Genomic DNA, 13,953 nt, shown 5'->3' with positions numbered 1-13,953 from the left:
TCCGTCCGTGTGTCACGCGTCCCACGCGGCCATAGCCCGGCCATAACCCGGCTGGCCGGAGCAGTTCGAAAGGCCTTGAAGCTGATCATGTATCTTGTCGTCCGCATCAAAACTTTTCGCTCATTGACGGAAGCGCGATAGCCCGCCTCAATCGGTGGACTATCGAAGGCTCCAGGGAACACACCGCCGGTCCGGTCGTTTGGGCTCTGATAGGAGATCTGCGATGACAAAGAACCCCACGCGAAAGGACAGAGATCTCTCTGAACAAGAGGCAATCAAGTTGGCCGAAGCCACCGACGTGTCACCCGGGCAGGCCAAAGAGCTTGCAGCCGAGCACGGCAAAGACGGCGCCAAGAAGGAAGCAAGAAATTACAAGGCGGAGGGCTGACTATGGCGGCCAGTGGATCCGCAAACGACAGAGACGCACGAGCCACCCTCTACGCACAAGGCGTAATGGAAGCCGAGCGCAAGGCGCGGGAAGAGAAAACGGCGCGATTGCGCAAAGCCCGTTTGGCGCACGAGGCGATCAATCCGCCTGCACCCGAGCGGAAACCGGCAGTGCCGAAAGCCCCAAAGCGGGCCGCCAAACCAGGCAGCCGAAAAGCTGGAGAAGATTAGCTTCAGCTTCTTCGGCTGTGCCGGCGGCACGCGTCGGGGAAGAGCAGACCGTGCGGTCGATCTGCACGATAAATTTGTACCTCGTCGAATGACACAAAGGAGTCCAGTGATGACGGAGCATGTGTCCCGGAAGGAAGAACAGCGTGGCACCCGAAATGTACTCGGGTGGGGCGTCGTCATTGCGGCTGTGATCTTCGTCGCCCTGCTAGCCTTCTTTGTGTTCATACCCCTTTCAGGCGGATCGTGGCAGACATCGCCAGTAAAGCGCACCCCGGAACAGAACCAAGGCGGCAATGCCCCCGCCGAGACATCACCCGCGCCCGGCGTCAAAAAGAACCCGCAAGAAAATACCGAGATGCCAGGGCAGCAGTGATCGACCTTGGGCTGCGACCCAAGTTGGCCCTGATCTTCCTGGTCGTCTCATCGGCGTCATGATGGGATCAGGGCCTTCTGGGCGCAGGAACCGCTGAGCTATTGAGACTGGGGTTTCGCCCACATCGAGCGCAGAAAGATTACCGCAGCAGCATCGGTCTGGCGAACGAGGCGATGACGCCATCGTGGAACTCGAGGCAAATCAAGATGCCTAGCTGCAGGCCGTTCAGTTGGGATTTTTCAGCTGCTTTGACAACAGCAGTTGCTGCTGCAGCTCAAGAGCGAGCTTCAACAGCCGTTCAGGTGTTTCCTCTTCCGCGATTTCGTCGAGCAGCGCTGCGAGTGCGTCGCCTTCAACAGGATCGCGGAATGAGTCAGGTTTGGTTTGCGGAGGTTTGGCCACGAGGATTTCTAGCAGGAATGCGGCCGTATTTGCAAGACGAAGCGAAGCGCTCTTGGGGAGGGGTACCGTAGCGGGGGCGGTCGACAGGGCGGCCTGCGGCAAACCATCGGACAATCTTAATTCATGATGCCAGACCTGTCGTTGCGGAGCACCTCCTCCATGAGTGTATTGAGCCATTCGCTCAAGGGAAGGTCATGCCGCGTCGACAACCGCTCCTCCAGCGCCGCCTTCAATGTGCGTTCCACGAGGCGATCGGCCGCCTGTGGGTCGCCCAGCAGCAGCCGCGCGGACAGCCTCAGTTTTGGAAGAGCGCGGAAGACATTGTCTTCACCAAGCGCTGTTGATTGCGCGGCGAGGATCCCGGCAACCGTCCTGAACCCGGCCGGCTTGGAGAGGTTTTGGGTGTACCGGAACCGCTCCGGCAGGGTGATCTGATCGTTTCCGGAGAAGAATACGAACGGGATGCCTCTGTCCGTCAGCTCATCGGCGAGGGGAAAAACAGTCTCACCGTTAAGATCGATGTCCAGCACCGCCCCGTCCGCTGAATCGATATATCGTCGAGCCCGGCTGACTGACGACACCGGCCCCAAAACGGTCGCCCCACAATCGCTGAAATAAGAGGCAAGTTCGCTTGCCAGCAAGAATTCGTCCTCGACGAGCAGAATTCGCATGCCTAATAACATAGCAGCCCTCCGGGCTTTAAACGGCGGTCGCGTCCATCGGTTCCGTGGCTATCGGCGGTGCGGGATGGGAATTCGACCAGGAACGGTTTACACATTGGATCGAAATCAGCGCTGCCGCGTTGCATTTCACTGAAGCAGGACAATTGATGCAAAAGCTGCCGAGGTTCCCCATAGTCGGTATTGGCGCCTCTGCGGGCGGCATTGCCGCCATGGAGGGATTTTTTCGCGGGATGCCGTCTTCGAGCGGGATGGCGTTCGTGATCGTCACGCATCTCAGCCCGGAACGGGAAAGTCTGCTGCACGAAGTGATTGCGCTTTACACCGGAATTCCGGTTCGTGTCGCTGAAGATGCAATGGATATCCATCCTGACACCGTCTATGTGATGCCGCACAACGCGATCCTCACCATCGAAAATTCCAGCCTAAAGCTGCGCCAACCGAATTCGGTGTCCAGGGAGCGCAAGCCCATCGATATCTTTTTCAGCGCGCTGGCCGAGGATCAGGGCGAATACGCCGTCGGCGTCGTCCTGTCGGGCGGCGATTCCGACGGTACGTTGGGCATCAAGGCAATCAAGGAGCATGGCGGCCTGACGCTGGCGCAACTCTCCGACGAGTCGGGTCCGAGCAATCCCGACATGCCGCGCAGCGCGATCAGTTCCGGTCTGATCGATATCGCCATCCCGGCCGATGAGATGGGTGCGAAACTCATGGAATTTGCCCACAGCTTTGAACTGCTCGACGAGCTTGAAGCTGACGATGGCAAGGCCAGTGCTTTGAAACTCCGCAAGGGCCAGGAAGAAATCTACGCGATCCTGCGCAGCCATTCGGGACATGATTTCTCGGGCTACAAGGCCAAGACGTTCTTGCGCCGCGTCAGGCGACGCATGCAAATAACACAGAACACCGCGATCGATGCCTATATAGAGTTGCTTCGTTCAAATGCGGAGGAAGTGCGGTCGCTGTTTCGCGACCTGCTGATCAACGTGACAAATTTCTTCCGCGATACGGACGCTTTCAAGACCCTGGAAGAAACCGTCATCCCCAAACTTTTCGAAGGCAAGGACGCCAACGATACGATCCGCGTCTGGGTGCCCGGCTGCGCAACCGGCGAGGAAGTCTTCTCGATCGGAATGCTGATGCGCGAGCATATGGATACACTTTCGGCTGTGCCGCGCATCCAGATTTTCGCCACGGACATCGATGACGCGGCGTTGGGCATCGCACGTTCGGCGCGCTATCCGGAGTCATTGCTTGCGGGCGTTTCGCCTGAACGTCGCGAACGCTTCTTCAGCAATGACGGCACAAGTTTCATCTTGAGCAAGAGCGTACGTGATCTCTGCATCTTCTCGGCGCACAGCGTCATCCGCGATCCACCCTTCTCGCGCATGGACATGGTGTCGTGCCGGAACCTGCTGATCTATTTCGGCCCCGATGTGCAAAAGCAGGTTATTCCGACCTTCCACTATTCGCTGAAGCCCGGCGGCTATCTGTTCCTTGGCACCTCCGAGAGCATAAGCCAGCATGCCGATCTGTTTGCACCGGTCGACAAGAAACAACGGATATTCAAGGCACGAGAACATACGGCGCCGCCGCGGCTGCCGATCTTGTTGAATGCTGCGCCTGCAAGCAACTTTTCCAGCGCCAATGACACACATGCCCGCCGCGGCTTGTCTTATTCCCTAAGGCAAACCGTTGAAGCGCAGGTTCTCGAACGCTTCGCTCCGGCTCACGTCGTCGTCAATGGTGATGGAGATGTCGTCTATTACTCGGTCCGAACCGGCAAATATCTCGAGCCGCCGCAAGGGGTGCCGAGCAGACAATTGCTCACAATGGCACGCAGCGGCCTGCGTCTGGAATTGCGCGGCGCTTTGCGGGAAGCCGCCGAGGGCCGGCGCACGGTTGTGCGCGAAGCGATAGCCATTGAAGAAGATGAAGATCGTGTCCAATTCGTCACATTGACGATCGAGCCCTTGACTGATCGCGGCAGCGGCGAGCCGCTGTTTCTCGTCCTGTTCGAGCCGGTGGGCCAGCCGCAGCCGCGGCTGGAAGCTCTAAAGGTTCGACAGCCGGTGGCATCTGGGATTGCTGATTTCGAACGCGAGCTCCGCGATACGCGCGAGCGCCTGCAATCGACGATCGAAGAATATGAGACCGCGTTGGAGGAGTTGAAATCTTCCAATGAGGAACTCGTCTCGGTCAACGAAGAAGCCCAGTCCTCCAATGAGGAGCTCGAGGCCTCCAAGGAAGAAATGCAGTCCCTCAATGAGGAATTGAACACCATCAATGCCGAACTGGTTTCCAAGATCGAGGATCTCGATCGTGCCAACAGCGATCTGAAGAACCTGTTCGAGAGCACACAGATCGCGACTGTTTTTCTCGATACCAAGCTGGTTATCCGCAGCTTCACGCCGGCGGCCTCTTCGTTCTTCAACTTGCTGCCGACCGACATCGGAAGACCGCTGACCGATCTTGCCAGCCGGCTCGATTATCCGCACCTGCGCGACCATATTGCCCAGGTTTTCAGGGCCGGCGAGATGATCGAGCACCAGCTGCCGCGCGATAGCAACGGCATCCACTATCTCGTGCGGCTGATCCCCTACCGCGACAGCGCGCGGAAAATCCAGGGCGTGGTGGTGACCTTTGTCGATGTGACGACCATGGCTGAAGCCGAAGCCCACCAGCGGGTATTGATCTCGGAACTCAACCATCGGGTCAAGAACATGCTGGCTGTTACGGTCAGCATTGCCAGTCAGACCCTGAAAAATGCTCCCTCTTCGGAGGCTTTCGCCGAAGCGCTCATCGGTCGCCTGCGCGCCATGGCGCGGGCCTACGGAGTGCTCTCGCGCGAAAGCTGGAAAGAGGTCTCGGTCGAGGAAATCGTGCGGCAGGAAGTCGAGCCGTTCGGGCTGGAACGCATCAACACCACAGGCGAGGACATTCGGCTCAAGCCTCAGCAGGGCCTGTCGCTTGGCATGGTGATCCATGAACTTGCCACGAATGCTGGAAAATATGGCGCCTTGTCCGTGCCAAACGGCGTGGTGTCCGTGACTTGGTCGGCGTCGGATCACGGTTTTCAGCTCGAATGGTTAGAAAGCGGCGGTCCCGCTGTCAGTCCGCCTGAGAAGACGGGATTTGGTCTTTCGCTGGTGAAGGGCGAAATTGAGTATCGGCTTGGCGGAAATTTTGAAACATCTTTCGGTTCCGATGGTTTGAGCTTGCGGATTGAGTTTCCGTTTGATCATCGGGAGAGCGAAACGTGACTGCATCTCGTATCCTTGTCGTCGAAGATGAATGGCTGGTCGCGGAGGAGCACCGCGCAATCCTGGAAGAGGCCGGCTTCGCCATCGCCGGGCCAGTGCCGTCCGTTGCTCGCGCGAAAAAGCTGATCGAGAGTGAAGTCATATCTGCTGCGGTCCTGGACATTGGTCTCGGCGGCGAGACCAGCGCTGCCCTTGTCCCTCTTCTAGCGCAACGCGGAATTCCGTTTGTTTTCGTCAGTGGGTACACGGCATCCGACATCCCGCAAGATTTGCGTCATCACAAGATGCTGTCAAAACCCGTGTGGGCTGCCGCGCTGGTCGAGGCCGTGCGAAATATGCTCGGTGTTCAACCGACAGCTTTGGCAAGACACCAGGACAGCGGAACGGTGCCAACCCAACGAGAAGCCCGATAACTGCACAAAGACACTGGTTTTTCACCAGAGATGCGACGACATTCGGGTCCAGGCCCGAGCCGGCGTCGCCGGCAAGTGCCTGCGATCCGGCCGGCACGATTGGCATGCTCGCGGTCTGGCGTACTCCAGCGCTGGGCGAAAGTTCGCCACCGCGCGACGATTGGTCAGCCGTGTGAGCTTATCAAACAACGGGCAGTTCGCCCTCGGTTTTCCTCGCGTCGAATAGGACGCCAAGGCCGTAAGTGACGGCGCCAGCGGCAATCATCTCTGCCAACGCTGCGCTCGACACCGGGCAATGCGGCATGACAGCCTTGATCGCGAGTTCGGCATTCGCGATCGACACGAAATCGTGCCGTCGCTTACGGGTCTCCAGATATTGTTCGATCAACATCTGCAGTCGCCTTCTTTCTATATCATCGCCAGCCATTGGTTCCTCCTGTAGACAGACTGAAAGCCCACCACGCCTAAGGAGCGGTGGGCCTGGCGGCCCTTTTTGAGGACCGTGGACTCTAGTGAGGCGGGCAGCGTTGCTGACCAGGATGTCGAGACCGCCGAGGGGCGTTGCTGCTTCATCGACCAGCTTTCTGCAAAAGGCCTCATTGCGGATATCGCCGGCAAGCCTTTTGACCTGCCGCTTTTATTAGGTCCACCAGTTCGTCGGCGTCTTCCTGTTCTTCGGGGAGGTAGCCGAAAGCAACGTCCGCACGCTCGCGCGCGAATGCAATCGCCGCCGCACGACAGGTTCCGGAATCGCCGCCGGTTATCAGCGCTTTGCGACCGGCAAGCCTGCCTGGTCCCTTGTAGGTCGTTTCGCCGTGATCCGGGCGCGGCACCATCTTGCTGGCCAAACCCGGCCACTTCTGTTCCTGTGGCTTGAAAGACGGCTGGGGATATTGCGTCACCGGATTCTGTTTGAGCATCGGGCTCGCAGGGCCTGCTTTAGCAGGCACTGTTCCCGTATCGGCTGACGCCGTGGAAGCATAAGCGGCGAGAATTCCTCCCGCCATGCTTCCAGCGACAAGTCTACGCGCTGCGTCTGGTACATTGTCATGCTGGTCGTGGTTCATCATGGGCTCGCTTTGACGGCAGGTGACCGTTACGGAAGTGGCACCTAACCGGCCGTCGACGCGAATGTTCCCTTGTGATTGCAGTGAGGTGTCGCTCGCCTTGCCCGTCTCGGCCGTGAGGCCGCATCACCACTTTGACACAACCTCCTGATTGTAGCGGAACGTCTTGTACAGACCGGCCCTGCTTCCAGATCGGCCGGTGGGTAATCAGAAAGAGGGATCGATTTCGTCGTTCTGGACCATCGCCAATAAAGGTTCCAGGTAGCGTTGCGTATGCGTCTGGCCCATCCGGAAAGCCAGTCCCTTATTCATCGCCGCCAAACGGGATGTGATCGACCAGACCAACATAGACGCCGGGAACCGAGATGGTGCCGCCCCTCGCGGCAGCGATAGATTGCCTCGCGCAGCACATGCGGCCTTGGGAATGCCAGCCCTTTTGATGACGCGAATATTGGCTCAGTCGCTGGACGCCGACCCCGGCTCGGCCATCCTACGGTGCTGTTCGGCCAAGGTGCCTGCCGGCGTGACATGCGCGGCGGCGACCTGCAGCTTGTTTTTCCAACCGCTGACGACCTGTTCATCACCGGCCATCATCGCCTCGTAACCCGTCTTGGCGACATCGGCCGGATTGTCCTTTTCATCGGAGCCGACCTTGGTATCCATCATTTCAGCGCGCTCGAAGAATCGCGTCTGCGTGGGGCCAGGCATCAGCACGGTGACCGTCACGCCGCTATCTTTCAGCTCATGGCGGAGCGCGATCGAGAAGGAATCGATGAACGCCTTCGTGCCGTTGTAGACGGCCTGGAATGTGCCGGGCATGAAGCCGGCGATCGATCCGGTGAACAGGATGCGCCCGCGGCCTCGCCGGGCCATCTTGGCGCCGAGCTCATGCGCCAGATAGACCGTTCCGGTGACATTGGTGTCGATGATCCGGCGGACTTTTCGCCAGTCCTGGTCGACGAAGCCGTTGCCGAGCCCGCGTCCCGCATTGAGAAACAACAGGTCGATATCGCGATCGCCGATTTGGGAGATCAACCGATCGGCGCCCTCGACGGTCGCCAGATCGGCCTCAATGGCTTCGACCGTTACATTGTGGGTCTCAAGTGCCTCTGCCGCCTGCCGGATAGCCGGCTCGTCGGCGGCGATGATCAGGTCGTAGCCGTCTTTAGCGCACAGCTTTGCGAGTTCCCTTCCGATGCCACTCGAGGCGCCGGTCACCACAGCGAGTTTGGCGTCCGTCATCATATCCTCCATCTTCGTGCGATCGGAACCACGAGCGGGCACAATTGTTCCGCGGCGTTTGGGCTGGATTGATCGTGCGCTGTCATGACGGTCAGGCGACGGTCGTCATCGCGGTCGTTGCGCGCATTCATGGATGGGCCGTTGCGACAAAAACCGTTCTACGCCATGAGAACTCGCGATGGCCTACCTTCAAAAAGGCCCCCAAACGCATGGATTGAGTACTCAGAACGGATCAGTTGAAGTTGGAACAAGTGGCCCGGTTGCAAGTTCGAACCGTGCAGCGTTGTTGCCCTCCCATGTTGATGCTGCGCGATCGGGTCATCCCCTCAGCCCGATCTGCCCGCGCTTCTCCGCGCCAAAGAGAAGCGCGGGCCCCCTCTTTTAACGGCTGTTTTAACGGCTGTCCGGGATGTTGGACTAGCCGACCTCACAGGCTCGTCGTCGGTTTCGTTTGACGAGCTCTCCGAGCGCTCTAGATCATTGATGCCGGACGCAGTTGGTTCGGGCCGGGGAGGAAATCCGCGTGGCGCATCCAACGCGCGCTGTACCCCATAACGACCGTCATTTTCCGGTTGGCTGCCTGTGCTTGCTTCTGATTCTAGCCGGGTTGGCCGGATGCTCGTCTTCCAATCAGGTGGCGCAGCAATCACGAACAGCGGCCTCCGCGGCACAGACCGTATCGATGGTGCTGGATGCCTGGGTGGAGGGAGCGGCACCGTCCGCCTATGCCACGGCCGCACTGCACTCGGTCGGAAAAACGCTGGCCGATGTCGAGGCGCAAATTCGATCGGCCGAGACCGCTGAACCAGCCGGGCGAGCAGGACTGACGGCAGCAGTCAACAGTTTGTCGGTGGCGGTGGCGCATGCCGAGGCGGGATTGCGGGTGAACAATCGCACTGAGGTGGAAAGCGCACAACAGGATCTTCGGGCGGCCATGCGCTCGCTCGCCGCCGCTTACACCAGCGCTTTCGGACCAAAGCCGTGAAGAAGCTTCTGGAAATATCGCTTGGCGTCGTCACCAGTGTCGGAGGTTTCCTCGAAGTCGGGTCGATGGCTACGGCGGCGCAGGCGGGTGCCGCCTTCGGATTCCAGCTAATCTGGGCCATAGTTCTCGGCACCATATGCATCATCTTTTTGGTTGAAATGGCCGGTCGGTTCGCCGCGATGAGCCATCACACGATCTCAGAGGGCATTCGTGAAAGATTTGGGTTCAACGTCTTCCTATGGCCGTTGCTCGTCGTCCTTCTCGTCAATTTCATGGTGCTGTCCGCTGAGATCGGCGGTGTGGCCATCGCACTCGAACTTGCCACCGGCATAGGCTTCCAGTGGTGGGCACTGCCGGTGTCGTTGCTGGCATGGCTGCTGCTGTGGAAAGGCACGTTTGGCTTTATCGAGAAAGGCGTTTCGGTCCTCGGCCTCGTGACGCTGTGCTTCGTGGTTGGTGCGGTGATGTTAAAGCCCGACTGGACAGCGGTCGCTGGCAGCGCCGTGCCTTCGCTGCCGGCTCACGATGCCATCAATTACTGGTTCATGGCGGCCAGCATTCTCGGCGCCTCGATATCGCCTTATCTTTTCATGTTTTATTCCTCGGGAGCTATCGAGGACAAGTGGGATGAAAGCCACCTTGGGGCCAATCGTGCCATCGCCGGGCTGGGCATGACCTTCGGTGGGACCATTTCGATCGGCGTGTTGATCATCGCTGCTCTCGTTCTCGCGACGCACGGCATCGACCAGGTGGACGACTATCACCAACTGCCGTTGATGCTGATCCCTATATTCGGCTTCTGGGGGTTCGTTCTATTCGTTGCCTCGCTAGCCATTGCCTGTTTCGGCGCCGCACTCGAAGTCGGGTTGCAACAGGCATATCTGGTGGCACAGGGCTTTGGCTGGACCTGGGGCGAGGATCGCAAGCCGCGCGATGATCCGGGCTTCAGTGCCGTCTATACGGCATCATTGTTTTTGGCCGCCATTCCGATCATGCTTGGCCTCGACCCACTGAGGCTGACCATCTTTTCCATGGCGGTAACGGCGGCGAGCCTTCCGCTGACGGTAGTTCCATTTCTCTTCCTGCTGAATGACGAACGCTATGTCGGCGAAAATCGCAACGGCATCATTTCGAATGCCGCCGTTGTCTTCATTATCGCGCTTGCCTTCGTGCTCGCCGTGGTGACAATTCCGCTGCAGATATTCGGAGGCACATGATGGAATTGATGCGTGATCTCCTGGACAAGCAGGTGTTCGACCGCCGGCGGGTCAAGATCGGCAAGGTCGACGGAGTGGTGGCTGAGTTGCGGCGGGGCAAACCACCAAGGATTGTCGCGATAGAACTCGGCTCCATCACTTTGGCGCGCCGCCTTGGCGCGCGGCCCGGGGAATGGATGGCGCAACTGACGACGAGGGTGGGTGGCAAACGCCACGCCGTGCCACACAGGATTGCGTGGAAAAAGGTGCAGGACAACGGGCTCGACATCGAATGTGACATCGAGGTGGGCGAGACGTCGATTTTCGCCTGGCAGGACTGGTTGCGCGATCATGTCATCGGGCGCATCCCAGGAGCGTGATGATGAGGACAGTCAACCTCGAACATCTTGCCGGGCGACGCGTGCTCTCGCAGCGCGGAAAGAGCATCGGTCACATCGAAGAGATTCTCGCCGAACAGCGTGGCGACGAGCTCGTCGTTACTGAATTCCACGTTGGCATCTACGCCGCGTTCGAGCGTCTGTCGGCTTCGACCATCGGCATCGCGATGCTCGACCTCTTTCGGCTGCGCCGCCGCGACGGCCTGTACCGCATTCCCTGGGATAAACTCGATATCTCCGATCCGGCGCGACCGCGGCTGCTATGCCCGATGACCGAGCTTCCTGGATGGAAAGGGCAAAAGGACCTTCGGGAGTAGATGGCTACGGCTCGGGAGGGCTAAGGCGCCGGCATTTTGCCGGCGAACAGCCGTTCGTGCAGATGGCGCCTCCGCAAAGATTACTGCAGGTTCTTGCGAAGGAAGATGCGGGCATGTCCTGGAATAACGAATTCGACTTTGCCGAATTCCTCAAACCCATGAAGCCGGTAGAATTGAGGCGCCTGGAAACTGCTCGTCTCGACGACGGCTCTCTTGCATCCGCGCCTAATGGCTTCCTCCTCAATCGCCATAAGAAGCTGTGATCCATAGGATCGGCCACGCAATTTTTCAGGCAAGAAGAACATGTCGAGAAACAGGAGCCCCAGTTCCGTTCTGCCCCAAATTCCACCCCAGATCTTTCCCGAGGGGTCGGTAAGCTCCGCGCCGATCACTGCCCGGTCATCGATTCCGGTTTGTTCGATGTTGTGTCGATAGAGCGCAGCGGCCGCCTGCGTTCGTGCATCCCCGTTGTGAGCCAGAGCGATTGTAAATCCTTCGGATCGAGCCGGCATGCGTTCTGCTCCTGCGTCGGAATGGTCTTGAGATTCAACCGTCAGACTAACATCAAGGCGGCCGGTTCGCTCGCAGCTCTGATCGCCGCTTCTGTTGTAACCCGTATTGCCCACATTCCGCATCGCGATCCGCGTCGGATGCATGCAGCCGCGCCCAACATATCGCTTTGGTGTTGAACAAAGCCCATCCTGCCCTTGTCAGGTCTCATCACAATTCGTGCGCCGTCAAGAGTATCCACCTCGACGAAGGCTGCTGCGGATCACAATCCATTACGCCGGGAACAATGAGAAAAACCTGTCGTTGGGAAAGCGATCGCAATTCGGCGATTCAAACACGGAGACTCCAATGTTGAAGAAAATTCTAGCCGCGTCGGTGCTAACTATTGCCTTGGCCGGTTCCGCCTTGGCGCAGACAAATGGAACGGGTGCTGGCGGCACGGCTGGCACGGGTAATGGAACTGGTACTGGAACTGTTGGCAGCGGCGGCGCCGCTGGCAATGGCACTGGCAGCGGGAATGCGGCCGTGCCAACCGATCCGAATTCCACAAACTCGACTACAAAATCGAACGGCATGACCGACCGTTGCAAGGACGCCGCAGGCAATGACATCGATAACAACACTGCAAGTGGCGCAACGACCTCGACCGTGCAAAATTGCAACAAGTAGCCGATGGACCTAGCGGCTTCGGCCGCCCGAAGGCCCGCCATCAAGACAATGGCGGGCCTCCGAATACGTGCCTCGCATGCTGCCTGGATACATAGGAGCACATGTGTCCAAAGAGACCCGGCGGGCCAAACTCGATCGCTTAGCAGCCTCGATTCCGAAGCACGAATTCGAATTCCTAATGAAGATTGCAAAGCTAAGCCGTCATGACCTACTTGGCCTGATCGCTAAACACGATGGCGGCAGGGACAAGGTCTATAGGGACCTTGCGGCCCACTTGGCAGCAACTGAGGCCGCCCCGGAGCCCGTACATGAGGCGGCAGCTGACGACGGCCAAACAGCTGGAGCATCTCCAGCCACGAACTCGCCCGCCGGCAAGTGGCGGCGAAGATCATTTCGGTGCCAGCCCTGACGCTCCACGGAAGCGACGACCGTGTCGTCCTTCCAAAGTCTTCGAATGGGCTGGACGAGCATTTTACCGCGCCTTACTGACGAGTACTGCTGGATACGGCAGGCGGTAGGCGCTTTAAGGCCGGCTGCCATTCAGCTCATCGGACATGCCGGAACCTGAAGCGCCGCCGCGCATTTCGTCTCTAGGCATGACCGATCTTGCGGTAATCGCCAGGGAGAAATCCAAATGCAAACTTCAGGCGCAACTTCACAACACCACCTTGGCCGATTGGCCATAGAACCGTTTTCCGGCACGGTGACGGTGCGGTTTTCCGACGCCATCGTCGCAGCTACGGAGCGGGCGAAGGTCCTGCGTGAAGACGGGCACGAGCCCGTTTTCTATATCCCCTTCGAGGACATCTATTTCGATCTTTTCGAAAAGACCGACACCACCACCCGGTGCCCGCTCAAAGGCACCGCAAGCTACTGGCGTGTCCACGCCGTCGGCAGTTCTTCCGATGATTTCATGTGGGCCTACGAAACGCCCGATGCGGCTGCTCTGGCTATTGCAGGTCACGGCGCTTTCGATCCGGAAAAGGCCCGTATCGATGTCGACCCTGCCGAGGACAAGCGACACACGCCACATATCGTCGAATAGGTTTCATCAGCCAGAGTCAATCACGGTAACGACAGGCGCGATGAGCATTTTCTACCAGGCGGCAAAGATTGCGGAGGAGGTTCACGCGTCGCAGCGCGATAAGACCGGGCGGCCCTACATCGAGCATTGCCGCCGTGTCGTCGACGCTGTCGAGACAATCGATCAGAAGACTGTTGCCTACCTTCATGACGTTCTGGAGAAAGGCGAGGGCTGGACCCGCGCCAAGCTCGAAGAAGCAGGCTTCGGACCGACAATTACCGCGGCGGTCGATGCCATGTCGCGCAGGCCGGATGAGGAGTATTTCGCCTTTGTCCGGCGGGCTGCGTCGAACCCAGTGGCGCTCCCCGTAAAACGCGCCGATCTGGAGGACAACATCTGGCAGTCGAGGCAGGTCGGAGCGTCGGCGGCCAAATATGAAGAGGGCCTTCGCATGCTTGACCAAGAGTTCTCCCGACAATAGTGCGCGCCCGACGCTGGCATTGCATCTGCCGAGGCAGCCATCGCCTGCGAGAGCTTGCGGCGCACAGCACGTTTCGGCTCTCCTGGCCGTCAGTTTTTCCGCGCCGGCGTGCGCCTGAGGGTCCTCGCTGGACCATGGAACGTGTGATCGGGTCAAAGCTCCTCCGGAGATGGACCGCAGCGTCTCCAAAAGGAGTAACGGCCGGCTCGGAATCAGGAACTCCTCCAGCACCGGTGCGTTGACCAGCAAGCCGGGACGAGTTCCCGGCCTCCGCGGGTGGCGGGCAAGCCGCCGCCGAACCCGAACTTCTGCACA

16 protein-coding genes and 1 pseudogene are annotated in these 13,953 nt (G+C 59.1%); 11 read left to right on the top strand and 6 right to left on the bottom strand.

The annotated features are described in order from the left end of the window. Positions 1-223 precede the first annotated feature (223 nt). Both X757_RS1000000168465 and X757_RS158575 read left to right on the top strand, forming a co-directional pair. A complete protein-coding gene (locus tag X757_RS1000000168465; protein WP_023681158.1) occupies positions 224-388 on the top strand; it encodes a hypothetical protein in 165 nt (54 codons plus the stop codon). 339 nt (positions 389-727) lie between these two features. Further along, positions 728-991: a hypothetical protein gene (locus X757_RS158575; RefSeq protein ID WP_023681159.1), complete on the top strand. Its 264-nt coding sequence runs from the start codon at positions 728-730 to the stop codon at positions 989-991. 225 nt (positions 992-1,216) lie between these two features. On the opposite strand, the gene X757_RS0133530 is transcribed toward X757_RS158575, so the two are convergent. Then, a complete protein-coding gene (locus tag X757_RS0133530) occupies positions 1,217-1,507 on the bottom strand; it encodes a hypothetical protein (protein WP_031251119.1) in 291 nt (96 codons plus the stop codon). A gap of 2 nt (positions 1,508-1,509) precedes the next feature. Then, on the bottom strand, positions 1,510-2,076 hold the full coding sequence (locus X757_RS158580; protein ID WP_023668059.1) for a response regulator: 567 nt from the start codon (positions 2,074-2,076) through the stop codon (positions 1,510-1,512). A 146-nt stretch (positions 2,077-2,222) separates the two neighbouring features. Here X757_RS158580 and X757_RS158585 point away from each other — a divergent pair, with 146 nt between their 5' ends. Both X757_RS158585 and X757_RS158590 read left to right on the top strand, forming a co-directional pair. Further along, positions 2,223-5,336, top strand: coding sequence for a CheR family methyltransferase (locus tag X757_RS158585; RefSeq protein WP_023681161.1), 3,114 nt, complete (start codon positions 2,223-2,225; stop codon positions 5,334-5,336). Beyond that, positions 5,333-5,749, top strand: a complete 417-nt coding sequence (locus X757_RS158590) for a response regulator (protein ID WP_023700039.1) — start codon at positions 5,333-5,335, stop codon at positions 5,747-5,749. Before X757_RS158585 ends, X757_RS158590 begins: the two co-directional genes overlap by 4 nt. Positions 5,750-5,930: 181 nt before the next feature. Here X757_RS158590 and X757_RS158595 read toward each other — a convergent pair whose 3' ends face one another. The 3 genes and pseudogenes from X757_RS158595 to X757_RS158600 all read right to left on the bottom strand — a co-directional run bounded on the left by X757_RS158595 (position 5,931) and on the right by X757_RS158600 (position 8,070). After that, positions 5,931-6,176 carry a hypothetical protein gene (locus tag X757_RS158595; protein ID WP_023725497.1) on the bottom strand — a complete coding sequence of 82 codons (246 nt, stop codon included), beginning with the start codon at positions 6,174-6,176 and terminating at the stop codon, positions 5,931-5,933. Between the two features lie 90 nt (positions 6,177-6,266). After that, positions 6,267-6,669: pseudogene (locus X757_RS1000000165685) on the bottom strand (SDR family NAD(P)-dependent oxidoreductase); the annotation flags it as partial. A gap of 603 nt (positions 6,670-7,272) precedes the next feature. Next, complete coding sequence (locus tag X757_RS158600) at positions 7,273-8,070, bottom strand: SDR family oxidoreductase (RefSeq protein WP_023696321.1); 798 nt, start codon at positions 8,068-8,070, stop codon at positions 7,273-7,275. Between the two features lie 511 nt (positions 8,071-8,581). Here X757_RS158600 and X757_RS158605 point away from each other — a divergent pair. The 4 genes from X757_RS158605 to X757_RS158620 are packed head-to-tail and all read left to right on the top strand — an operon-like array spanning position 8,582 to position 10,954. Continuing rightward, positions 8,582-9,043: a hypothetical protein gene (locus tag X757_RS158605; protein WP_050586847.1), complete on the top strand. Its 462-nt coding sequence runs from the start codon at positions 8,582-8,584 to the stop codon at positions 9,041-9,043. Beyond that, positions 9,040-10,260, top strand: a complete 1,221-nt coding sequence (locus tag X757_RS158610) for an NRAMP family divalent metal transporter (RefSeq protein WP_023725493.1) — start codon at positions 9,040-9,042, stop codon at positions 10,258-10,260. The genes X757_RS158605 and X757_RS158610 overlap by 4 nt, the downstream gene beginning before the upstream one ends. Continuing rightward, positions 10,260-10,619 carry a hypothetical protein gene (locus X757_RS158615; protein WP_023725492.1) on the top strand — a complete coding sequence of 120 codons (360 nt, stop codon included), beginning with the start codon at positions 10,260-10,262 and terminating at the stop codon, positions 10,617-10,619. The genes X757_RS158610 and X757_RS158615 overlap by 1 nt, the downstream gene beginning before the upstream one ends. A 2-nt stretch (positions 10,620-10,621) precedes the next feature. After that, positions 10,622-10,954 carry a hypothetical protein gene (locus X757_RS158620; RefSeq protein ID WP_023681169.1) on the top strand — a complete coding sequence of 111 codons (333 nt, stop codon included), beginning with the start codon at positions 10,622-10,624 and terminating at the stop codon, positions 10,952-10,954. Between the two features lie 80 nt (positions 10,955-11,034). Here the strand turns inward: X757_RS158620 and X757_RS158625 are convergent, their stop codons facing one another. Continuing rightward, positions 11,035-11,610, bottom strand: coding sequence for a GNAT family N-acetyltransferase (locus X757_RS158625; RefSeq protein ID WP_245261917.1), 576 nt, complete (start codon positions 11,608-11,610; stop codon positions 11,035-11,037). Positions 11,611-11,812: 202 nt separating this feature from the next. On the opposite strand from X757_RS158625, the gene X757_RS0133520 reads away from it, so the two are divergent. The 3 genes from X757_RS0133520 to X757_RS158635 all read left to right on the top strand — a co-directional run bounded on the left by X757_RS0133520 (position 11,813) and on the right by X757_RS158635 (position 13,638). Continuing rightward, on the top strand, positions 11,813-12,133 hold the full coding sequence (locus tag X757_RS0133520; RefSeq protein WP_031195797.1) for a hypothetical protein: 321 nt from the start codon (positions 11,813-11,815) through the stop codon (positions 12,131-12,133). Positions 12,134-12,767: 634 nt separating this feature from the next. Next, positions 12,768-13,178 (top strand): DUF427 domain-containing protein, encoded by a 411-nt coding sequence (locus X757_RS158630; protein ID WP_023725490.1) that lies wholly within the window; start codon positions 12,768-12,770, stop codon positions 13,176-13,178. 40 nt (positions 13,179-13,218) lie between these two features. Next, on the top strand, positions 13,219-13,638 hold the full coding sequence (locus X757_RS158635) for an HD domain-containing protein (RefSeq protein ID WP_023704638.1): 420 nt from the start codon (positions 13,219-13,221) through the stop codon (positions 13,636-13,638). Positions 13,639-13,953: the final 315 nt, after the last annotated feature.

Origin of the sequence: Mesorhizobium sp. LSHC412B00 (genome assembly GCF_000503035.1) — a bacterium.
In the GTDB taxonomy this organism is placed as follows: Bacteria; Pseudomonadota; Alphaproteobacteria; order Rhizobiales; family Rhizobiaceae; genus Mesorhizobium.
Note: the sequence above shows the minus strand (reverse complement) of the source record. Positions and strands in the feature narration are given on the sequence as shown.

Coding starts and splice junctions, on each gene's coding strand:
- X757_RS1000000168465 (WP_023681158.1), top strand. CDS start 224: ATGACAAAGAACCCCACGCGAAAGGACAGAGATCTCTCTGAACAAGAG.
- X757_RS158575 (WP_023681159.1), top strand. CDS start 728: ATGACGGAGCATGTGTCCCGGAAGGAAGAACAGCGTGGCACCCGAAAT.
- X757_RS158580 (WP_023668059.1), bottom strand. CDS start 2,076: ATGTTATTAGGCATGCGAATTCTGCTCGTCGAGGACGAATTCTTGCTG.
- X757_RS158585 (WP_023681161.1), top strand. CDS start 2,223: ATGCAAAAGCTGCCGAGGTTCCCCATAGTCGGTATTGGCGCCTCTGCG.
- X757_RS158595 (WP_023725497.1), bottom strand. CDS start 6,176: ATGGCTGGCGATGATATAGAAAGAAGGCGACTGCAGATGTTGATCGAA.
- X757_RS158600 (WP_023696321.1), bottom strand. CDS start 8,070: ATGGAGGATATGATGACGGACGCCAAACTCGCTGTGGTGACCGGCGCC.
- X757_RS158615 (WP_023725492.1), top strand. CDS start 10,260: ATGGAATTGATGCGTGATCTCCTGGACAAGCAGGTGTTCGACCGCCGG.
- X757_RS158620 (WP_023681169.1), top strand. CDS start 10,622: ATGAGGACAGTCAACCTCGAACATCTTGCCGGGCGACGCGTGCTCTCG.
- X757_RS158625 (WP_245261917.1), bottom strand. CDS start 11,610: ATGCATCCGACGCGGATCGCGATGCGGAATGTGGGCAATACGGGTTAC.
- X757_RS0133520 (WP_031195797.1), top strand. CDS start 11,813: ATGTTGAAGAAAATTCTAGCCGCGTCGGTGCTAACTATTGCCTTGGCC.
- X757_RS158630 (WP_023725490.1), top strand. CDS start 12,768: ATGCAAACTTCAGGCGCAACTTCACAACACCACCTTGGCCGATTGGCC.
- X757_RS158635 (WP_023704638.1), top strand. CDS start 13,219: ATGAGCATTTTCTACCAGGCGGCAAAGATTGCGGAGGAGGTTCACGCG.